The 23,469-nt window shown below is 28.9% G+C and carries 16 protein-coding genes; 10 read left to right on the forward strand and 6 right to left on the reverse strand.

All coding sequences use genetic code 11. From position 1 onward, the window contains the following. Positions 1-38: 38 nt before the first annotated feature. Positions 39-635, reverse strand: coding sequence for a MarR family transcriptional regulator (locus tag J3E06_RS05590; RefSeq protein WP_013179638.1), 597 nt, complete (start codon positions 633-635; stop codon positions 39-41). Positions 636-965: 330 nt separating this feature from the next. Between J3E06_RS05590 and lysA the strand changes: the two genes are divergently transcribed. The 4 genes from lysA (at position 966) to J3E06_RS05610 (ending at position 4,838) form a co-directional block, all read left to right on the forward strand. Then, positions 966-2,258 carry a diaminopimelate decarboxylase gene (gene lysA, locus J3E06_RS05595; protein ID WP_048187324.1) on the forward strand — a complete coding sequence of 431 codons (1,293 nt, stop codon included), beginning with the start codon at positions 966-968 and terminating at the stop codon, positions 2,256-2,258. A gap of 254 nt (positions 2,259-2,512) precedes the next feature. Then, positions 2,513-2,851, forward strand: a complete 339-nt coding sequence (locus J3E06_RS05600) for a DUF167 domain-containing protein (RefSeq protein WP_013179640.1) — start codon at positions 2,513-2,515, stop codon at positions 2,849-2,851. An 88-nt stretch (positions 2,852-2,939) separates the two neighbouring features. After that, positions 2,940-4,271: a YcaO-related McrA-glycine thioamidation protein gene (locus J3E06_RS05605; RefSeq protein ID WP_013179641.1), complete on the forward strand. Its 1,332-nt coding sequence runs from the start codon at positions 2,940-2,942 to the stop codon at positions 4,269-4,271. 126 nt (positions 4,272-4,397) lie between these two features. Continuing rightward, positions 4,398-4,838 (forward strand): UPF0146 family protein, encoded by a 441-nt coding sequence (locus tag J3E06_RS05610; RefSeq protein WP_013179642.1) that lies wholly within the window; start codon positions 4,398-4,400, stop codon positions 4,836-4,838. A 133-nt stretch (positions 4,839-4,971) separates the two neighbouring features. Here J3E06_RS05610 and J3E06_RS05615 read toward each other — a convergent pair whose 3' ends face one another. Beyond that, positions 4,972-5,820 carry a PhoU domain-containing protein gene (locus J3E06_RS05615; RefSeq protein WP_013179643.1) on the reverse strand — a complete coding sequence of 283 codons (849 nt, stop codon included), beginning with the start codon at positions 5,818-5,820 and terminating at the stop codon, positions 4,972-4,974. 335 nt (positions 5,821-6,155) lie between these two features. Here J3E06_RS05615 and J3E06_RS05620 point away from each other — a divergent pair, with 335 nt between their 5' ends. From J3E06_RS05620 to J3E06_RS05630, 3 genes are all read left to right on the forward strand, one after another. After that, on the forward strand, positions 6,156-7,880 hold the full coding sequence (locus tag J3E06_RS05620; RefSeq protein ID WP_013179644.1) for a 2-isopropylmalate synthase: 1,725 nt from the start codon (positions 6,156-6,158) through the stop codon (positions 7,878-7,880). 224 nt (positions 7,881-8,104) lie between these two features. Further along, positions 8,105-9,520, forward strand: a complete 1,416-nt coding sequence (gene spcS / locus J3E06_RS05625) for an O-phosphoseryl-tRNA(Sec) selenium transferase (protein WP_013179645.1) — start codon at positions 8,105-8,107, stop codon at positions 9,518-9,520. Between the two features lie 62 nt (positions 9,521-9,582). Further along, on the forward strand, positions 9,583-10,269 hold the full coding sequence (locus tag J3E06_RS05630; RefSeq protein WP_013179646.1) for a hypothetical protein: 687 nt from the start codon (positions 9,583-9,585) through the stop codon (positions 10,267-10,269). Positions 10,270-10,339: 70 nt separating this feature from the next. Here J3E06_RS05630 and J3E06_RS05635 read toward each other — a convergent pair whose 3' ends face one another. Continuing rightward, a complete protein-coding gene (locus J3E06_RS05635) occupies positions 10,340-12,652 on the reverse strand; it encodes a tetratricopeptide repeat protein (RefSeq protein ID WP_013179647.1) in 2,313 nt (770 codons plus the stop codon). A gap of 377 nt (positions 12,653-13,029) precedes the next feature. Here J3E06_RS05635 and J3E06_RS05640 point away from each other — a divergent pair, with 377 nt between their 5' ends. The 3 genes from J3E06_RS05640 to J3E06_RS05650 all read left to right on the forward strand — a co-directional run bounded on the left by J3E06_RS05640 (position 13,030) and on the right by J3E06_RS05650 (position 19,881). Continuing rightward, positions 13,030-14,214, forward strand: coding sequence for a redox-regulated ATPase YchF (locus tag J3E06_RS05640; RefSeq protein ID WP_013179648.1), 1,185 nt, complete (start codon positions 13,030-13,032; stop codon positions 14,212-14,214). Positions 14,215-14,394: 180 nt separating this feature from the next. Then, a complete protein-coding gene (gene moaA, locus J3E06_RS05645) occupies positions 14,395-15,291 on the forward strand; it encodes a GTP 3',8-cyclase MoaA (protein WP_013179649.1) in 897 nt (298 codons plus the stop codon). 330 nt (positions 15,292-15,621) lie between these two features. Then, positions 15,622-19,881 carry a right-handed parallel beta-helix repeat-containing protein gene (locus J3E06_RS05650; protein ID WP_013179650.1) on the forward strand — a complete coding sequence of 1,420 codons (4,260 nt, stop codon included), beginning with the start codon at positions 15,622-15,624 and terminating at the stop codon, positions 19,879-19,881. A gap of 117 nt (positions 19,882-19,998) precedes the next feature. Here J3E06_RS05650 and glgP read toward each other — a convergent pair whose 3' ends face one another. From glgP to J3E06_RS05665, 3 genes are all read right to left on the reverse strand, one after another. Beyond that, the gene (glgP, locus tag J3E06_RS05655; protein WP_157209395.1) at positions 19,999-21,660 is read right to left on the reverse strand and encodes an alpha-glucan family phosphorylase; all 1,662 of its coding nucleotides are present in this window, start codon (positions 21,658-21,660) and stop codon (positions 19,999-20,001) included. A gap of 253 nt (positions 21,661-21,913) precedes the next feature. Then, positions 21,914-22,198, reverse strand: coding sequence for a PspC domain-containing protein (locus tag J3E06_RS05660; protein WP_013179652.1), 285 nt, complete (start codon positions 22,196-22,198; stop codon positions 21,914-21,916). A 141-nt stretch (positions 22,199-22,339) separates the two neighbouring features. Further along, positions 22,340-23,425: a formate--phosphoribosylaminoimidazolecarboxamide ligase gene (locus J3E06_RS05665; protein WP_013179653.1), complete on the reverse strand. Its 1,086-nt coding sequence runs from the start codon at positions 23,423-23,425 to the stop codon at positions 22,340-22,342. Positions 23,426-23,469: the final 44 nt, after the last annotated feature.

Consider the following 23,469-nt stretch of genomic DNA (forward strand, 5'->3'; position numbering starts at 1 on the left):
TTATTTTATTATTATTTTATTATTTATTATTTATTATTTTATTCTTCTAATGATTTTTTACGATTAAATGTGTATTTTACGTCTGTATTGAGTAAATTTAATCCTTTTTTATTTTTTTCAAGTGTTTTATCCATTTCTGAGATTAATGATTCAACATTATAAACATCTATCTCAATATGTAAGTTTTTAGTAATTAAAAGGTAATTATCGTGGAGTATATATGTAATAGGCTTATTAAAATAATCCATAATCAATTTTAAGATTTTTAAATAATTTTTTATTTGATATGAATTACCATATTTTAAAATAATAGTTCCATTTTTTTCAAAAGTTTTGCAATTATTGTATTCTAATGCAACTTTCCTAATAATATTCATACAAAAGTCTTCTATTAGTTTATTTTTTTCTTTTTCGTCCATAATAAATTCATAAGGGGCTACTAAAAAATATATGGAGGTATTTTTTGGACCCCTTACTTTTCCAACAATTTTTTTAGAGATTAATGTGTTCATAGATTTTGACACATTTCGAAGTGTTTCGTGCTTAGAAACGCCCACTAATTCTTTTAAATCATTTGTGGACAGAATACCATCGTTTTTATAGAATTCGGTTAATATTTTATCTTGAGAAACCATATTTTCAGCCTATTATAACTATTAAATTACCAAATATTGTGATATATACATTTGTTTATTTATATATGCACATTAATATATTTTTAAATTTTAATTTTTGAATATAGTTATGTCTTTTCAATTTTATTACAGATTATATAATTAGTTTATCATATGTTATATACTTTATCATATGCCCTTATACACAAGTGTATAGGAAGATACTCTCCATAAAAATTTAATAAGAAGGCTACAAAAACTTTAAATACTTGCTATGCAAATGTTTTAGAAACTACTTATGGTGAAACTGTGGTAAAAAATTCACAAGAAAATGTTTTTCTCGGAAATGAGATGATATCCAAAAAAGACGGTATATTGCATATTGACGGCTATAAAATAGAAGAAATTGCAGAAAAATACGGTACTCCTTTGTATATTATGAGTGAAACGCAAATAAAAAATAATTTCGAAAAATACACTCAAGCATTTAATAGATACACCGAAGAAACAGGAAAAGAAGTAATATTTTCATTTGCATACAAGGCAAATACAAATCTTGCAATAACCACACTTTTGAATAAAATGGGCTGTGGGGCGGATGTGGTAAGTAGCGGAGAACTCTACATCGCAAAATTATCCAAAGTGCCTTCAAATAAAATAGTATTTAACGGAAACTGTAAATTAGTTGAAGAAATAAAAATGGGAATCGAAACTGATATTAGAGCTTTTAATGTAGACGGTATAAGCGATTTAATCCTTATTAACGAAACTGCCAAAGAAATGGGTAAAATAGCAAATGTTTCATTTAGGGTAAATCCAAACGTAGACCCAAAAACACACCCTAAAATTTCAACTGGTTTAAAGAAAAATAAATTTGGATTGGATATAGAAGACGGAACTGCATTAAAAGCTATTAAAATGGCATTAGAAATGGAAAATGTAAATGTAGTAGGTATCCACTGTCATATTGGTTCACAATTAACTCAAATTGACCCATTCATTGAAGAAGCAAATAAATTAATGGAATTCATTGTTTCATTAAGCGAAGAAGGAATAAAAATGCGAGACCTTAATATCGGTGGAGGTTTAGGTATCCCATACGATAAAAATACAAAAATCCCAGTTCAAGATGACCTCGCAAAAGCTGTAATTGATACGATTATGACCTACAGCGATAAAATAGAGCTTCCAAACTTGATAATTGAGCCTGGTAGGAGTATTGTAGGTACTTCAGGTATTTTAGTTGGTAAAACAATCCACAGAAAAGAAACAAAAGTGGCTAACTGGATAATGATTGATGCAGGTATGAACGATATGATGAGACCGGCAATTTACGAAGCATACCACGAAATAACGCCTTGTACAATCAGAGAAGGAACTGAGGAAGTTTTAAATATTGCAGGCGGTTTGTGTGAAAGTTCAGACGTTTTCGGAAAAGATAGGAAAATTCCTACAATCCAAGTTGGAGATTACGTTGCAGTACTTGACGTAGGTGCTTACGGTATCAGTATGGCAAATAATTACAATTCAAGAGGAAAACCAGCAATGGTTTTAACTAATGAAAATGAAATTAGCTTAATACGTGAAAGAGAGTCCTTATCAGACTTAATTGCTAAAGATAGGGTGCCAAATCATTTATTATAATTTTTCAATTATTTTTTATTTTGTAAATATTAATTCTATTTTTAAATTTTAAAGTTTAAATTTTAAATTTATTTTTAGTTATTTTTTTAATTTTTATTTTTTTAAAATAACGATAAGTAATTATTAATAATTAATGATTAATAATTAATAATTAATAATTTATACAAGATATTTGATAATTTATACATTATTAAATGAGATATAATATTATGAGTATTATCAAAATTCTTTGAAACGATATTAAAAGAGATAAGATGAGTAAATCCGCAGAACTGACAAAATTACTGGATGAAGTTGTAAAAGAAGCCAGCAACGGCGTATATGTTAATATCGACGTTAGCACAAATGCCAAAAAAAATGAAATCGGAAAAATCAACGAATGGCGAAAAAGGTTGGAAATACGTATAAAACAGCAACCTGTTGAAGGTAAGGCAAATAAAGCCATATTAAAATTTATAAAATCAGAATTAAATCTAAAAACAGACGTAGAAATAGCAACTGGCTCTACAAATAGTCAAAAGACGTTGTTTTTCAAAGATTTGGATAAAAATACGATTTTGAAAAAATTAAATTTACTAAACTCAATTGATTAACTTGATTAACTTGATTAAACTTATATAAAATTTATATAAAATTTATAAATATATACGTTTATAATGATAAAATATTTATTGTGATAGTATGGATAATTTGCAAAAAAATACCAAAATAAATTACACATTAGCAGCTTATAGGTTGTGTTCTCCAGAGGAAACCCTTGAAAAAATTGAACCAATTTTAAAAAGGATTGGTGTGACAAGAACCGCAAGAATTGATGGACTTGACCGAATTGGGGTACCTGTTTATTCCTCAATACGACCCGAGGCTAAAGAGGGAGCTATAAGTGTTTACGCCGGTAAAGGGGCAACTGAAACACAGGCAAAAGTTTCATCATCAATGGAAGCAATAGAACGGTACTGTGCAGAACAGGACGAATATACGCCACTTAAATCAACAAATAATCCGAAAAACCCCGTAAATTTGTATGATTTAATAATACCTACATTAAATACACTTTCAAAAAATGATAATACTGCGAATAATGTAAATGACGGTAATACTACTAATGATGACATTAATAACGACAATTCAATCGAATCAAGCTTGAATAATTCAAATTTAAATATTTCCGTGGTCGAATGGGTTGAAGGTTATGATATCATAAACAATGAAAACGTTGAAGTCCCTGCAAACAGTGTTTTTCACCCTTATGAAGCTAAAACCGGTAAATGGTTGTTCAGAAGTAATACAAACGGTTTAGCTTCCGGTAATTCTTACGACGAAGCAGTTTTTCACGGAATACTTGAGGTAGTAGAACGTGATGCTTGGAGTATATCCGAGTTATCCCGAAATACATATCGAAAAATAAATGTAAGTGATGCAAAAAACCCCCTTATTCACGAAATGCTCATAAAATTCAGAAAAGCAAAAATAAACGTAATTTTAAAGGATTTAACGAGTGAAATTGGGATACCAACTATTGCTTGCATAAGTGATGAAGACGTGTTAAAAGACCCTGCTCTTTTATGTATGGGCGTAGGTTGTCATTTAGACCCTGAAATAGCAGTTATAAGGGCATTAACTGAGGTAGCTCAAAGTAGGGCAACTCAAATACACGGTGCAAGAGAAGATACTGTAAGAGCTGATTTAATTCGTAAGGTAGAATATGACAGAATGAAGAGAATACAGAGAAGATGGTTTAACCACAAAGAAGAAATTAATATAAGCGAATTACATAACTACGCAAGTTATGACCTAAAAAAAGATATCGAGACTACAAAAACAATGTTAAAAAACAATGGGTTTGATAAAATTATTGTTTTGGATTTAAACAAGTCTACGGTCGATGATGTGAATGTAGTACGAGTAATTATTCCTAAAATGGAAATTTATGCTGTCGATAACGCCCGAATTTCCAAAAATGTAAAAGAAAGAATTAAAAAAAATTTGATGGGTACAAGAACAATTGTGTAATTAACTTAGGTTATTAATTTAAACGTTATTAAAGCTAATAATCTTAATACCCTTCATATTAATTTTAAAAATTTTAAAAATTTAAACAATATTAATTTATGTTAATTAAATAATTTATGTGATTTTATGATTATAAAAGAATTTAAAGAAGAAAAATTTAAACTTGTAAAACCATTGTATAATTATATTTTGGATAATTATCTTTTAGAAAACCCTGATTTACAAATTTTAGAGTTAGGTGTTGGTTTTTACTTTGAAATGGCATTAAAATTAAAACAAAATAACTATAACATTACAGTAATGGATTTTAATCAAGAAGCAGTACTTAACGCAAATTATTTGGGTTTAGACGCTTTTAAAGATGACCTTTTCAACCCAAACCTTAAATTATATGATTCTTATGATTTAATGTATTCAGTACGCCCGCCTCGTGATTTGCAGAATGATATTGCCCGTATTGCAAAATTAAATGATTGTAATTTAATTATACAACCATTGTCTAACGAAACAGCTTTAGAATCATTAAAACCAGTATGTTATAATGGTAAAATACTCTGTAAATTATAATTATACTTATAATTATAGGTTAAAGGATATTGAAAAAAATAAGTTATAAGAAAGTAATATATTAAAATTCTATTTTTCAATTTTATTTTTAATTTTATTATTTTTATTATTTTTATTTTTATTTTATTAACAACTAACTATTTCTAACGTTTTCAGGAATTTTGTTGCTTGAGGGGATATTATAATGTAATTCCCTACTTAATTCATAGATTTTAATACTCCTATCTCCAAATCTCTCAACGTCTTTTAAAAACATACCAAATTCAATATATTTTAATATATTAGACTGTTCTGTAGGTTGTTTACTTATTTTATCTAATAATTTATCGATAATCCGGTGCAATTTTTTCTCTTGTTCGTATATATCCATATTTACTTCCCTATCAATTGTCATTTGCATAGCAATTGGAAACATATTTGTCATCGTTTTTTGCAATTCGTGGATATCTGGTTTGATATTATCGCCAATTATCAACCCATCGACTATTTCTTCGGCAATGTTGGATAAATAGTCCCCACATCGCTCAATATTTGATGCTATAGCAGTTATAAGTAAAATTTGCTCATTAGTTAAATATTTTGAATATTTCATTTTTATTAATAAATTTAACTCGTCTTCCATACGATTTAACATATAATCCATAACTATAATCGATTTAGCTTCTTCTATATCGTTTTTATTAAGTGCATTTATTATTTTGGCATTATGTTCCACCACACAATTCCCCATTTCGTGCAATGAATTAATAATTTGACCAAAAAACTTTTCTTCTTCAATATATTTTCCATAATCTTTTATTTTGTCAATATTTAGTACATAAGGATGTTTAACTACTTTATCGTCGATAAGTGGTTTTAAAAGTTTTGCAACGTATCTCCTACTTACATCTAATTTTTCCGCAATTTCGTCCTGAGTTTCAGGTTCGTCATCGATTATGGTATTTAATATCGCATGCAATGTTGCATCTTTGCCTCTCATCATATTATCACAACAATTATTATATCGTGCCAGAATTAATTGTATTTCTGAACTTGTAATTATTTATTTTAAATTAGTTGATTTATTTAAATTATTTCTATTAAACTTCGACATATATTAACTAATATATTTAATATCACATACCATCTATTAATATGTATAGTTAAATAGATACAAATATTTAAAATTTATTCCTAAATAATGAATACTGTTGCAAAATTGGATATATATTTTAACATAATGGATAACAATATAATAATTTATTAGTATGACCTATGATAATATAAAATTAACATAGAGATTATTTATTAAATAAAAATAAACCCGTTGTGAGTTTTATGAACAACAAAAAACTAAAAGAAGAAAATAAAAAAGAAAATAAAAAAGAAAATAATAATAAAAATAATAATAAAAATAATAATAAAAATAATAATAAAAATAATAATAAAAATAATAATAAAAATAATAATGGAGTCAATCTAAAAAACTTAGAAATTTTTGATACGACACTGAGGGATGGGGAACAAACGCCTGAAGTATCATTCCCAATAAAAGCAAAATTAGAAATTGCAAGTAAATTAGATGAACTTGGTGTAAATACAATAGAAGCAGGTTTTCCAATAACTTCGAACGGTGAATTTGAAGCTGTTAAAAAGATAAAGCAGTTAGATTTAAATGCAACAATTTGTGGACTCTCAAGATGCTCTAACAAAGATATTGATGCAGTAATCGATTGTGATTTAGATAGAATACATCTTTTTATTGCAACATCGCCACTGCATAGGGAATATAAGCTAAAAAAATCCAAAGAACAAATACTGAATAAAATTTCAGAGTCCATAATTTACGCAAAGGAACACGGTTTAAGCGTAGAATTTTCCGCCGAAGATGCTACAAGAACGGAACTTGATTACTTAATAAGGGTTTATAAGGAAGCGATAACTTCAAAAGTGGATTATATAGACATACCTGATACAGTAGGTATATTAACGCCTAAAAAAATGGAAAATTTAATAAAAGATTTAAAATCAGGTTTGGAAACCAATAAAGCGATAAATAATAGTTCAACTTTAACAAATCAAATAAATATAAAATCAAATATGCAAATGCCTGTATTATCCGTACATTGCCACAATGATTTTGGTTTAGCCGTAGCTAACTCATTATCGGCTTTTGAACAAGGAGTTTCTCAAATACACTGTACTGTGAACGGCATAGGTGAAAGAGCAGGAAATACCGACCTTGCGGAATTTGTTTCAAGTTTAAAATTTTTATGCGGAATCGAACCTGAAACCCTAACTATAAAAACGGAACTTTTATCCGATATCTCAAAACTCGTAGCTCATTATACAAATATACCAATAGCTCCAAATAAACCTTTAGTTGGCAGAAATGCGTTTGCGCACGAAAGTGGGATACATACACACGGCGTAATTGCAAATGCACTAACTTATGAACCGATAAGTCCTTTTGACGTGGGCAATAAAAGAAGATTAGTTTTAGGAAAACACGCCGGTGCTCACTCTATAAAGTTAAAACTTCAAGAAATGGGTTTAAATGTTGGGAAAAACCTATCAACCGAGCAATTTGAAGAAATTGTTGACAAAATAAAGGCACTCGGTGATAAGGGTAAATTGGTATTAGATGCTGATTTAAGGGCAATTATAAAAGATGTTACTTCTAAAGTAATTAAATCAAAGCGTGTTGTAAATTTGGAACAATTAGCAGTAATAACTGGCATAAATGTTATACCTACGGCGAGTGTAGCGGTTAATATTGCAGGTAAACGATATAAAGCTTCTGAAATGGGTGTCGGTCCAGTTGACGCATCTTTAAAAGCTCTTGAAAGTGTCGTTGGTGAAACTGTAAAAGCAAAACTTATCGAATATACCATAAATGCAGCTACTGGTGGTAGTGATGCCATTGCAGACGTGGTTGTTAAGTTAGAAAACAACAAAAAAATAGTGACTGCAAAATCTACAAGTGAAGATGTAGTTCACGCTTCCGTTGAGGCAGTAATCGAGGGTATTAATAGATTGCTCGATGAAAGTACGATTAATTAAAAATTTATTTTTATATTTTTATTATATTTTTATATTTTTATATTGTATAATACATTTATTGTATTTTACCCCTTATCTTTTTGAATTTAGAATAATTAAATAGCTATTTTTATATAACTATAAATTAATAAATACACATAATTTTGAATTTGAAAAACAAAATAATTTAAATAATCTAAATTAATATATTAATATGACCTATAATTGTACAAAAATGTGAGAAAATGCTTGATATTAATATTAAAGGGACTATACCAAAGAATATGGAAGATAGGGGTTTACATATATTATCCGATAATCTCGGAGAGATTGAAAACATATTAAATCAGCGAAAAATGCCAAAAAAAGGTTTAAGCGACGAGAAAATAGAATTACTTTTAACTTTTTTATCAAACATGGACACTGATAAAGACCCAAAAGCAATCCGAGTTGGTGAAAGAGAGGCAAGAATTTCGTCAGAAATACATAAAAAATTATCCTCTAATTTTTGCCACGGCATAGGTAGAAGTGGAAATCTCGTAGACCCACAGCCTAAAGCTCCCGGGGCAAGTGCTATGTATGCTTTAACGAATAAATTACTCGAAAGCTTTTTAAAAAACCTAAATGTAAATGTAAACGCTTTGGCAACCCCTGTATCTACAGGAATGTCTATTGCATTATGTTTAAGTGCTTTAAAACGTGGTTTTTTAGTTGAAAATGTAAATAAAAATGTAAATAAAAATAAAGATACCAAAATTGCTACAAATATTACTACAAATATTACTAAAAAACAGTATTCTAAATACGACGGTGCAAATGTGGTTATTTACCCATACGCATCTCATAAGAGTCCTATAAAGTCCACATCTTTCGCAGGTATGAGGATGAGGTTTGTAGAGACCCAATTAAGTGATAGGGATGATTGTGTGGAAATACCTGTCGAAGATATAATTTCCGCAACCGAAAAAGAGTTAAAAGCTGGTAATAATCCAGTAATACTAAGTACGCTCACGTTTTTCCCACCTCGTAGAGGTGATGACATAGAAGAAATTTCGAAGTACTGTCTTGAAAACAACATTCCCCACATAATAAATGGTGCATATGCAATTCAGAATCATAAATACCTTGATAAACTCAAAAAAGCTTTAAAATACCGTGTTGATGCTATCGTAAGCTCAACAGATAAGAATCTAATGACTCCAATCGGTGGAGGGATTATATATTCAAAAAATAAAGATTTTTTAAGAGAAGTTTCTTTAACTTATCCAGGGCGTGCTTCTGCGACACCAATTGTAAACACGTTTGTATCTCTTTTATCTTTGGGAATGGATAAATACACGCAATTGATGAAAGAGCAAGTGATTACTAAAAATTTGTTAGATGATTTATTAATTGATTTGGCAAATAAAACAGGAAACACAAAATTGAACGTAGATAGTCCGATAGCTTCTTGTATTACCACACAAAAAGACCCTGTTGACGTTTCTGCAAAATTATATAATCTTAGAATCACAGGTCCGAGGGGTATAAAAACAACAGACCACTTCGGAAACTGTTATATGCAAAATTATAAATATAATTATGTAGTTATGAATGCTTCGATAGGTGTTAAAGAAAGCGATGTTAATAACGCCGTTGATAGATTAAGTAAAGTTATTTAATCAATTTATCTATCATTTTATTTATTTAAATACTATAAAAACTTAAAAGGAAAGATATTACAATGTTAGCAATTACAAAAATGTATCAAGAACTTATGGATTTAATCGGAGTAGATGACGAAGGTTATGAGCTGATAAATCCATATCGAAAAGATAGCGATTTAAAACACGTTTTGGATTATTACGATTATATTTTAATATCCAAAGGTTATACGAAAAGAGTTTCAAATAACACGGGTGCTAATCCTGATAAAATCGTGGAGGTTAGTTCTGCTACAATAGGTAGTTTAATAAATACATTAAACGATTTAAAACAGTTAAATATTGGTAATTCAGAAACTATCGAAGAAAGTATCACTCAATTAAGTGATTTAAATGTGAAAATTCATTCAAACGAGGAAAATAAGAAATTAGTCGATGAATTTAATTCAAAAAATATAGTAATTACAAATACCTCATTTATTCAAAAAATATTGGATGATTTGGGAATAAACAACTGTAAAGTTAATTTAGATATGATTGAAGAAATTTGTAAAGCTGGTTGTTTAATAAATTTGGGAAAAACTACAATGGACGATTTAAAAAAATTGATAATTGTACCAGATTACGATATTGATAAAATAAATGAATTAAACTTAAAAGATAAATTTAACAGTAATTTATGTATTTTAAAAACGCACGATTATGATTTAGAATTAATAGAAAGAATTGAAAACAGATATGCTCAAATTTTGGAATTTATAGAATAAGAATTAATTTAAAATTATTTTTAGATTAATTAATCCTTATTATTTTATTTATTATTTATTATTTATTATTTTATTTACTCTCTTTATTTTCTTTGGTTTCATCTGATTCAAGATGAGCCATCTTTTTTAAAGATTTTACTAATTTTTTCAATTGTAAAGCTTCTTTAATTTCACCGTTTTTCCTAAAATATTTTGAAAGCTTTTTAATTTCACTAATTGCTTGTTCATATTCTTTGTTTGAAGCGTGCATCATACTTAAGTTATATCTTGCTTCCCAGTAATCGGGGTTTAAATCTAAAGCTTTGTTGTACTGTTCTTCTGCTTCTTCATATCTTCCCATATGACCTAATATAGTAGCTAAATTATTATGTGCTTTCATGTATTGAGGGTCTACTTCTAATGCTTGTCTGTATTCGTGTTCTGCTTCTTCAAGATTGCCTAAATTGTCCAAAAGGCAACCCAAATTGTTGTGTGCTTCTGCAACATTTGAATGCATCATTATTGCCTTCCTATATTTTTTTTCAGCGTTTTTATAATCTCCAGACGTGTAGTACTCATTTGCTTTCGTTAAAAGCCTTTTGTACTCTTCTTCATCTGAACCGTTTTTAATATTTTGGGTATCTTGATTTGTATACTGATAGTTAGTAGAATCATTTAAATGATTTTGACTTTCTATGTGGTCCTTCTCATTTATATTCTTTTTGCTATTTACAACTTCATTTGCTGAAATATCTTCATCATAACATCTTTTGTTAAATTCTTCTTTTTTATCATAAGGGACATATTTGATTCGTTCTTTATCCGGTTTTTCTATCGGTTCATGTTTTTCGTCTTCTTTTTTAGGGAATATCTCTTCTATTAGTCCCTCGATATAGTGTTCAACCATTGATTTGTCGTGAATGTATTCATCATCGATACCTTTTTTTAGTCCATCAATTAATCCATTATCTGATTTAATATGTTTAGAAACTGGTTTTGTCGGGGTTTCTTCCATACTTGTATATTCTTCTATATCTTCGGAAGATTTAGGTGATGTAATTGATTGCAAGGATTTTAACGGCGTTATTTTTGTTTTGTGCCATAATTCTTTAGAATGTACATCTTCAGTCTTTTCAGTATCTTCAAAGGAATTTATAACAATATCGTTCTCATCATCGAGAGCTTTTTCTGTTTTTATTATTTCTTTTTCAGGAATTCCTTCATTCATACTTATTTTTTGCTCGTGAACTTCTATTTTTACCTCAGGCTTTTCTTTAGGCCAACTGGTTTTTTTAGTTTCAAATACTGGCTTTTTATGAATATTTTCCATTTTTGAAGTTTTTGAAGTATCGGTTTCTACTTCAGCGGGTTTAAACGCATCTGTTTCTTTTTCGATAATTTTTTCTTCTTTTAAATCTGATAATGAAGGAACTTTGAATTTCAAAGCGTGTTCATTTTTTTTAACAAAACTGTTTTCGATTTTTTCAAATTCTTCAACTTGTTTAAGTTCTTCATTTTTTTCAAATTCTTCTAAAGATTCAGACTTGTAATTTAATTCATCTTCTTTTAATTTTTCTTTTATAGAGTGGACGATTTCACCCATATCTTCAATATCTTTTTTCATAGGTTCTATTTTATTATTTTCTTTAGTTTCCTTAATTTCCTTAATTTCCATATTTTCTTCAGCAGATTCTTCTTCAGCATTTTTATCCAATAATTCTGAGTTATATTTATTTTCGTATCTTTTACGCAATAAATATTTTTCAATTAAATTATGGTTGTTTTTAGCATCACCATATTCGGGACATAATTCCAAGATTGATTCATATTCATTAGATGCATCTTCTAAAAAATTTAAAAATACGTACAAATTTGCAAGATTAAATTTTGAATCACATAATTTATTAATTGCAATTTCCATATTTTCCTTAATTTCTGTGATACCTGAACTAACTTTATCGGTTAAATCACGGGAATCACTAAATTTTTTATGGATAAATTCTTTTTCATCAATTTTGTTTTCATCAATGCCGTTATTTTCGGAATTGGTAAATATATCCAAATTTAAATCGTCTAATAAATATACCATAAGGTATTTTTCTAATTCGATAGATTTTTTAGATAATCTTATCAATTTGTTATATTTTAAACTGTTTCCATTATTAATGGCACTAATCTCGTTTAGATTATTACTTTCGGGAACTGACCTATAATCCTCAGTTATTAGGGCTATCACATAACAACTGTTTATAAATTCTTTTTTTATTTCAATCTCGTTTAATTTTGAAATATCGTATGATGTGCACACTCTTTGAAATCCTTTTTCCAAATTCTTTTTAAGATATTCTGCGTATTTTTTACCACTTTTTTCATCATATATAATAACTGCATCATCAAAATCCATATAATCCCTCAATATGGTTAAAATTTATATTATTACTCTTGTAATTTGTATAAATATTGTTTTATTCATTTTTTAGACTATTTCATATTTATTGCAAATATGTAAAATATTAATATATAATTCTTTATAATTTGTGTGTTATTTACTATATTTATAGATTAGGAAATGAATTTATTGAATTATCTTTTAAATTTTTAGATTAAGTTATTTTCAAACCAAAATGCTATAAATTTAAATAGGTTAATCCCTAATTTATTAAATTGATAGGTATTTATTATAAATTATTATTATTATTATTATGAAATAAAATAATCTTAAAGATAATATTAAAAACAATATTTATTATATAATTACAAAGTTAAGATAAAAGTGATACTATGGCAATATTAGGACTGTTGGGAAAACCAAACGTGGGTAAATCCACAACATTCAATGCTTTAACCGAAAATACCGCAGATATCGGCAATTATCCATTTACTACAATAAACCCAAATATTGGTACTTCTTACGTGACAAAAAACTGTGCTTGTACAGAATTAAACGTAAAATGTAATCCAAACAACTCAAAATGTGAAGATGGGATAAGATATGTACCTGTAGAAATAATAGACGTTGCTGGATTAGTTCCTGAAGCTCACAAAGGTAAAGGAATGGGTAATAAATTTTTAGACGATTTAAGGCAAGCTGACGCATTTATACTGGTTGTAGATGCAAGTGGTAAAACTGATTTAGAAGGAAACCCTGCTGAAAATCATAACCCTATTGAAGATGTCAAATTTTTGTTAAATGAGCTCGATATGTGGATTTACAATATATTATCTAAAAACTGGGATAAATTATCAAGAAAAGCACAACAAGAAAGAAAGCCTGCTAAAATTATCGCAGAACAACTCAGTGGTTTAAATATTTCTGAAAATCAAGTTTTAGCTGCAATAAGACCTTTAGACGATAGTCCTATTAAATGGACTGACGAAGATATGATAAAATTGGCTACAACACTCAGAAAGATTTCAAAACCTATGATAATCTCGGCAAATAAAGCCGACCATACTGATGCTGAAGCAAACATCGAAAAATTAAAAGAAGAATTTAAAGACTTCCTTGTAATACCAACGTCCGCAGAAATAGAATTGGCACTTACAAAGGTTTCAAAAGCTAATTTGGTAAATTATGATGGTAAAACTGTCGTAATAAACGAAGAAACAACCAAAGATTTAAATGAAGCACAAAAAAACGCATTAATGTATATGAAAAATTATGCCGATAAATTTGGCGGAACTGGAATCCAGGATTTAGTAAATAGGGCATATTTTGAGCTTTTAGATATGATTGTAGTTTACCCTGTAGAAGATGAAAATAAATACTGTGATAAAAAAGGAAATGTATTACCTGATGCACATTTGGTTAAAAAAGGAACGACCGCTAAAGAATTAGCATATAAAATTCACACCGATATCGGGGATAAATTTATATATGCAGTAGATGCTAAAAAGAAAATTAGAATAGGTGCTGACCAAGAATTAAAAGATGGAGATGTTATAAAAATTGTTTCAGCAGCTTAATTATATAATTAAATTTCATTTTCAATTTATTTTCAATTTATTTTTAGTTTAGTTTTAGTTTAGTTTTATATGTGTTAATTAGTCTCATTACAAATTTCAAATAGTTAAGTTAATATACTGATAAAGATTACTATTTTATATCAAAGATTAATTAGATTTAATTAACTCAACGTGATTATTATGCATGATAAGTATGGAAGAGCCATAAAATCTTTTAGGATATCTATAACCCCCGATTGTAATTTAAAATGTTTTTACTGCCATAGAGAAGGTCATGGTTGCGGAAAAGAAACTTTAATGAAACCTGACGAGCTTGGAAAAATCGTTCATTCAGCACTTGATTTTGGAGTCAGAAAAATAAAGATTTCTGGCGGAGAACCTCTTTTAAGAACCGATATCGTAGAAATAATTAAAAATATCGTAGATGAGCAGATAGTTGATATATCAATGACTACTAACGGTATATTATTAGAAAAATACGCTGAAGACTTAAAAAAAGCTGGTTTGGATAGGGTAAATGTAAGTCTTGATACATTAGACCCCGAACAATATAAAGAAATAACTGCTGGCGGAAATGTGGATAAAGTTTTAAAAGGTATCAAAAAAGCTATTGAAGTAGGTTTAACACCTTTAAAAGTTAATTACCTTGCTATGAAATGTAATTTAGACCAATTGCCAAAAATAATGGATTATTGTTCAGAAATAGGTGCAATTTTGCAAGTAATCGAATTTATACCTATGGAAGAAGAATTAAAAGAGCAACACGTAGATGTGAATAAAATTGAAGAAGAAATCGCAAAAGATGCTGTTGACGTAATTACAAGGAAGTTTATGCAAAACAGGAAAAAATACATTCTTAAAAATGGTTTGGAAGTAGAATTCGTAAAACCTATGGATAATACAGAATTTTGCGGACACTGTACAAGAATTAGATTAACTTACGACGGTCAATTAAAACCTTGTCTTTTAAGGGACGATAATTTAGTAGATGTTTTAACCCCAATCCGTAATGGTGAAACAGACGTTAAGAAGTATTTTGTAGAGTGTATAAATAATAGAGAACCATTTTGTAAATAAATCTATTATATTTATTATATTTATTATAATTATTATTTTTATTTAATTTAATTAGTTTAGTTAATAGTTTAGTTAATAGTTTAGTTAATAGTTTATTTAATAGTTTAGTTAATAGTTTAATTTTTATTGCTACTTTTTGTTTTTAAGTTATATGATATTTAAGAAATATTCTTAACTATTGATTTATTTATGATATATATCATATATTCCAGTTTTTTTAAATTATTGGCGATTTATATCGAAATATGTATAAATCACCAATTAGAATAATTTTAATGTATTCTTTAATATAAATATTGAAATATGGTATTATAATATTTGGGGTATAAAATGACAAAAAATGTATCAAAATATTTAATGATTCTTTTAAGCATTCTAATAACCTTTATTTTTATACCGGGAGTTTCAGCCGTAGACATTACGGTTAGTACAACTGGTTATATTATTGAAGGGCAGAGTTTTGTGGGTTCATCCACACCATTGACGGATGCAATTACGGCATCTCAGAATAATGACATCATATATTTGGAGCAAGGTCATTATAAAGAAAGTATAACAATTGATAAGAAATTATCGATTATAGGTATGACTGGTGAAAGTAAGGAAAATGTTAAAAAAATAGTTATCGGTGGCGATGATTCAACACCTTTGAACACAATAATAAGTATTTCGTCAGCAGACGTAAGTATTTCTAATATTACACTTGCAAATGCGACAAATTTAGGTTTAAGAATACCCGTAGGATACAATAACTGTACTTTTGACAATATTTATGTTTATAACAGTTCTAATTACGGTATCCGTGCAGATACAACAGTGTATATTAATAACTCAATATTCGAGGAAAATGGTTTCGGAAGTGCGACAGGTTCGGGTATCTGTCTTTATTATGGAATCGATTCGATTATTCAAAATACAAAATTAATCAACAATAATAGAAATGAATTGTATGCAAATAGCGTACAAAATTTAACGGTAATTAATAATGAAATTATAATTAACAATGAAAACGACCCTATCAATACAAAGAGAAATGGTCTCGTATTTCTTAATACAACAAAATGTTTCATTGCCGAAAACTCATTAAATTCTATAAGTCATAGTGGTAATGGGATAGACAATACAAATTCAAATAACAATATGATTTATAAAAACAATATAACGGGTTTTAATTGGAATGGACTTGCTTTAGACGGTTCTAATACAATAGCCATTATTCAAAACAATATATATGGTAATGCAGGAGGTTTGCAGGTAGATTCCACAAACTGTACTGCAAAATATAATAAAATTTATGATAATGACGCAGGAATAGTCGTTAAATGTGCCGATATTACTAATAATATATCTAAAAATTGGATAGACGTTAATAATTCTAACGTTTTAATTAATATGGATTCACTTGGTGGAACTGCTAATTTAACACATAATTATTGGGGAACAAATGAATATAATCCAATAAATTCAAAAATGGCAGAAATATCTGGTAAAATTTATTTCGCACCGTATTATACAAATGAAGAATTCAATGAATTATATTCCCCAATTGTAAATATTAATCAAAATAAATCTTATTCAAAAATTCAAGATGCAATCGATGATGCTGATGAATTTGATATAATAAATGTTAAAGATGGAATTTATGAAGAGCAAATATGTATCAATAAAAGTATTACATTAAACGGCTCTAATAATGCAGTTCTAAAACTTCCAGAGTCTCCAAATCAAATGGGTATCGAAGAAGACAATTACAATTATGTATATAATGTAATTTTATATGGGGGAACTGTGGTTAATAACGATGTAGTTGGCAACGAAGTAATTAGTGCAAATATAAATGGTTTTAAAATTGATGCGAACAATTATTCGCCAGCTCAGAGACTCGCTGTAGTTTTAGTTAGAAATGCAAACTCAAACATTACTAATTTGAATATTACAAATATTGTAATAGATACTAAAATAACTTTAGGGATTTTTACGCACGGAAAATCTAACACAAATATTACAAATAACACAATAGCTTCATTCTCAAGGGGTGGAATCTGTGCTAAGGGTGGTTATGCAAATATAACTGGAAACATAGTTGCAGGTCCTGGTAAAAATAAAAATGTTACGTGGGCACCAAATGGTATACAAATAGGAAACTTGGCGGAAGGTATAGTTTCCAAAAACACGATATCAGGATGTGGATGGCCAGGTGAAGAATGGACAGGAACGGCTTTAATGATTGTGGATACCGATAACGTTTCAGCTTATGAAAATAATATATTGAACAGTGAAACCGGTATTTATGTGGTTGATTACCCTTATACGGGAACTTGGGCAAACCCTGTTAAGAATATTACCGTATATAACAATATTTTGATAAACAACACGTTTTCAATCACTGTTGCGAATAATGTAAGTGGTTGCAACGTTTCATATAATAAAATATATAATTCTGATAGTGAAGCCATTTCAGTATCAATGTATTCAGCATACACAGGTTTAGAACCACGAGATTTGACCTTTAACAATAATGAAATATATAATAGTAAAGAATTAAACGTTTACATATCCAATAGATTAGAAAACATTAATATGTCCCATAATTATTGGGGAACCGGTGATTATTTAGATATTAAGGGTAAAATGTACGGAAGCGTAATTTTTACACCATACTACTCAGATTCAAATATGGATAAATTAATAAGAATCACTGATGAAATTAATTACCAATTTGTAAAATTATCTGAGAGATTAGATGACGAAGGAATTAATAATAACATATATTTAGTAAATGAAACTAATTACGAATCTTTCGCAGGATTAGAATTAGAAAAAGAAGATATTACAAAAATAAAATTCACAAATACCTTAAATTTGTCTAAAGAAGTTTTACAAGTTCAATTGATAAATTTAAAAGATAATTTAGATATTAAATCTTACGGAGTTTATTTATCTGGAGATTATTGCCAATTATATAATACGACAACATCTTACGAATTTAACAATATTGATGATTCAGAAGTTTTAAATAATTTATCTGAAAGCGAATTATTCGGTAAATTAGTATTACTTAGTGATGGAAACGTAATTAAAAATAATTCGGATTATGTATCGGATTATAAATTAATAAATAATACATTTGTAGTAAATTCCTCTGAATTTATGACTTGCTACTTAGATATTGAAAAACCAACGATTTCCTCATACAAAATTTCACCAAATGGTGTTGAAGTTGGCACATATAATATTACTACTTCTGCAAATATTAATGACGATGCAGGAATAAAACAAGTATATGTAATATTGCCTAATGGAACTAAGATTAATTTATCAACAACGGATAATATAACCTATAATACGACATTTGAACACAACGCAACATCATCAGGCACTTTTAAAGTACAAATGATTGCAGAAGATATTTCAAAAAATAATAATACAAAATTATTATATTTAACGGTAATTAATAGCACAGTTAAGGAAGCTTTAGGAAATTCAACAAGTAATATTACAATAGACGACGAAGTATGGAGTAATATTGAAGCTGGCGGAATTAAACAGTTAAATAATACAAATATCAGTTTAACAGAAATAACTGTTAAAAATGAATCAATTATATTGCCTAAATTAGAAAATGTTTCAGTTAACTTAACTGAAGAAGTTATCGAAACTATGGAAGAAGTTTCAAATTCATCAGATACGATAAATGTATCAAATGCAACGACAGAGGAAGAAATTGAAGCTGTAATTAATGAAGTAATTAATAAAACGAAGTTGATTTCAAGTAGTGGGTTTAATATTTCAAATATGACATTAACCACAACTAAAGAAGGTACTAATGTAAAATCTGAAATCAAATTCACTGCAAAAAACACTACTAAAAAAGGTTATACTATAATGAGATTGCCGTTAGGTGATTTAAAATTAACCGGAGTTTTGGTAAATAATGGTACGGGAATTGTATCATTGAAAGAAAATGATTATAATAGCACTTTAGGTTGGTACAGACTCATAAATAATAAGGTTGTCGAATTAACTTTAATACAAGACCCTGATGTGAGCTTATTATTTGAAAGTGCCTTGCCTTCGCAACCTGATACGCCAAGTACCCAAACATATGTAGGCGGTGGCGGTCATCACCATAGTAGTGAAATTTCAACAATAACATTATCTACGGGACAAACTGTTTCAAAAGTTGTCGGAGAAATGTTAAATAAAGCAAGAATAGTAATCGGAGCAAGTGCTGACGCAGGAGCTGCAAACTTGTTAACTTTAGATTATCAAACTGAACCGATTCAATCTTGCAACATAAGCGATATTACAATAACTAAAGATACATTAATTTTGGGCGGTCCAAAAGCTAATCCATTGGCAGAAAAGTATGACATGTACTTTGAAATGCACATTACTAATGAAATGCCTGGGGAAAATACTGGAATTATCCAAACTCAAAAAATTAATGGATACCAGGTAATTTATATTGCAGGTTCTGATAGAGTGGGTACGAAAACAGCAGTTCAATATTATTTAAGTATGACTGAAAACATCACCGAACCATTAAAAATTAAATTAATTAATGGGGAACCTACATTAATAAATTAAAATAATAAATTAAAATAATAAACTAAAAATAACATACTAACTAATAATATTCTAAATTCTTTTTTTCTTTATATCATTAACAAGTATGTCATAATTAAAAAATAATATTCATAAAAATTAATTATTATTGTCATTATTGGCAGTATTATTGTCATTATTATCAATATTATTATAATTGCTAATTTCGTATTTTTTATCAACTTCCGCATAAACTTTTTTGGAGTATTCTTCAAGCATTCGGTCTGAATTAAAGAAATCTACAGACGTTAAAATATTTTTTTGCACCAATTCCCACCATTTATCAGTATCGTACATATCAATAACGTCCCAAAGCAATTTGTACATACTATCGGCTTCATAATCCTCGTTAAGGTTTTCTCCGTCGCCAATAGTAAAGCTAAGTTCTGGATAAGTATTGTACCATTCAACGTGCCAGCCGTCGAGGGTGCTCATGTGTACAGAACCGTTCATGGAAGCCGTCATACCTGACGTTCCAGAGGCTTCATTTGGTCTTTTAGGGGTATTTAGCCAGATATCAGAACCCAATTTTAAGAGTTTGCTAAGATGTAGTTCATAACCCGTCAAAACCGCCGTATCTTTAATTTCTCGAGATTTAGAAATTATCCAGTTAAAAGTTACTTGTGCATTAAAATCCGCAGGATGTGGTTTTCCCGCCCATATGAATTGTAATTTTTCGGAATCGATAAGTTCTTTAAGTTTTTCTTCATCGTGTAGTGGAAAATATGGTCTTTTGTATTCGGCAAAACGTCTTGCCCAAACTACAGTAAGTTTTTTATCGTCAAACAAACGCCCACACTGGTCTCCAACGACTTGAAATAGCTGTCTTTTAAGGTGTAATTTCCTTTTACGTAAGTTTTCAAAGTCTCCATCTTCAGCATATGTTCTGAGCTTTTTATCTTGCCAAGAATTGACATCTTGTGCATTTGTAATATATGTTATATTACATTTTCCAGGTACCCAGCTCCACATTTCTTGCGTAGTCTTTTGATGTAATTTTGAAACAGCATTCGCTTTTTTAGACATTTTTAAGGCCGCAACGGTAAGATTAAATGGTTTTCCGCCAAATTCTTCAGCTGTTTTTATATCCACATTGCTAAAAAATCCCATATTATCCAAAATGTTAATATCTTGGATTTCATTTCCGGCAGGTATTGGAGTATGTGTCGTAAATACAAGGTGATTTTTTACATAATCAAATCCTTTGTCTTCCATCATCCGAAAAGCCAATGGAATGGCTTGTGCTTCATTTAAGTGGTATACATCTATGTTTTCACATTTTTTTAGTACTTCATAGCCTGCTATACCTAAAACCATCTCCTGAGCAATATGTGTAAGATTATTACCATCATATAAGTTATATGATATAGTACGTGAAAGATAGTCGTTTTCAGGAATATCGGTCGTTAAATAATAAATTGGGCAAGTGCTAAATATACCTTCAGGCAGTAAGTATGCTTTTACCCATAGTTTAGACCTGTTTATGTTTAATGGTACTTTTACGTCTATATCGATTAGATAGTCGTGGAATTTACGAGTTTTATTTATGACCATACGCCCCTCAATATCTCGCATTTGGTCGTAATAGCCATAACTCCAAAGAATAGACACTCCAACCATGGGATAATTTGCCCTTTTAGCTGCTTTAAATAAAGAACCTGCTAAAAATCCCAAACCTCCTGCATACGTTTTTAAAGCCTGGTCGATTGCAAATTCCATACTAAAATATGCTATTTTTGATGTTTCCTCTTTTTTAGTCATTCCTACACCCATATAGCCCATTTAAATAATTTATATTATTTTAAAATATTACTTATCTAAATATAAATTATTTAATTTATTCACGTTATTTAAATTATTTAATTTATAACTACATATTTTTTTGTTTTTAATCATATTTTAAATGTAAGTATTTGTAATTTGGTAAAATAATTTGAATATGGTGGTTAAAAAATAAAATCGAAATATTAAAAAAATAATAACAAATAAAAAAGAAGAATGTATATTTTAAATTTTATTTAAGTTCTTCATCTGGTTTAAAAGATGTAGTTATTGGCTCATTGGGAAATGTATTCTCATTTTTGGGATTTTTAGGTATTATAAGTGCTAAAACTACATATGTGATTATTCCAAACATAAAACCTGAGAATACCGTAATTGCTACGTATAAAATACGTACAAGTGTCGGGTCAACGTTGAAATACTCACCAATACCCCCACAGACGCCTTCTAACATTTTATCGTCAACAGACCTGTATAATTTTTTTATATTACTTTTCGTAGTTCCCATATTTTCCATATTATCACTCAAAATTAAAGTTTATATTTTTGTAAATTAAGTATAAGTTCTTATAAAATTTTCATTTTTAGTTGTAAATAATGTAAAAAATTAAAAAATTATTAAAAAATTATTAAAATTTAATATAATATTAGTATAATATTAGTATAATATTTTGTCTTCCATACCTAATTCAAGAGCCATTTTAATTTCTTTTGCAATTCTCTGACCCATACTTAAGTTTTCACCGTGGTAAAGGAATGAGTAAGGGCTTCCGTTCATAAATGTATTTGTACCGCCGTCAATTCTTGCGCTCATTTCAAATACAACGAGCTCGAGGTTTTCATTACATAATGATTGCAAGCAGAATGGACCTATCATACCAGGATTGACCAAATCTTTAGCCTTATCTACTAATTTATCGCCCATATCAAATACTTGAGGCAATAAACTTTCTCTAATTACAATAGGGAAATTACCCGTAATAACGTATGAAGGGTTCAATTCGATTTCCATCTGGTCTTTTGCAGGAATTCTAACGAATCCATCGATATTACTTTCATACCTTCTGTCCATACCCATTAATTCAACTCTGTTGTATAATGGAGAATAGAAATAGTGTATACAGTAGTTTGTACCGACAACGTATTCCTCAATGTGTGCATTTGGCACATCACTTTCAGTTAAAACGCCTTTTTTGATGAAATCAGCTACTTTTGCGTCAAATTCTTCTTTTGATGCACATACAAAGTATCCTCTACCGCCTCTCGCACCTGGGAATTTAACCATTGAAGGACCTTTTATATCTTCTGGTTTTGCCAATTTTTTAGGTAATCTTAAGCCACTTTCACCTAAAATCTTACCTTCGAGGTCTCTCTCAGCTTCCCATCTTAATATTTTTCTATTACCAAACATGGGAACTTTAAAAGAACTTTCAACGTTGTCTAATCCACAGTATGCAATAAATGACCCGTGTGGTACGATAATTGCATTCATATCTCTTAATTGTTGTTGTATATCATCATTTGATATGTCTGAGAACTTGTCCACATATATAAATTTGTCAGCTACTCCAAATCTTTTGTAGGGTACATCTCTGTCTCTTGTTGTTATTACAGCGGTTGAAAAGCCTTCTAATTTAGCACCTTTCAATATGTGTAATGATGTGTGGCTACCAACAGTTACGATAGTAATCTCGTCTTTGTTGTATTTGCTAAATATGTCGAGTATTTCTTCTTTTTGTATCATTCTACCACCATAAGCAAGAATTTTTTATCCTCGCTCTAAAATAT

The organism is Methanococcus voltae (assembly GCF_024807655.1).
GTDB classification, from domain to species: Archaea; AGJL01; Methanococci; order Methanococcales; family Methanococcaceae; genus Methanococcus; species Methanococcus voltae_D.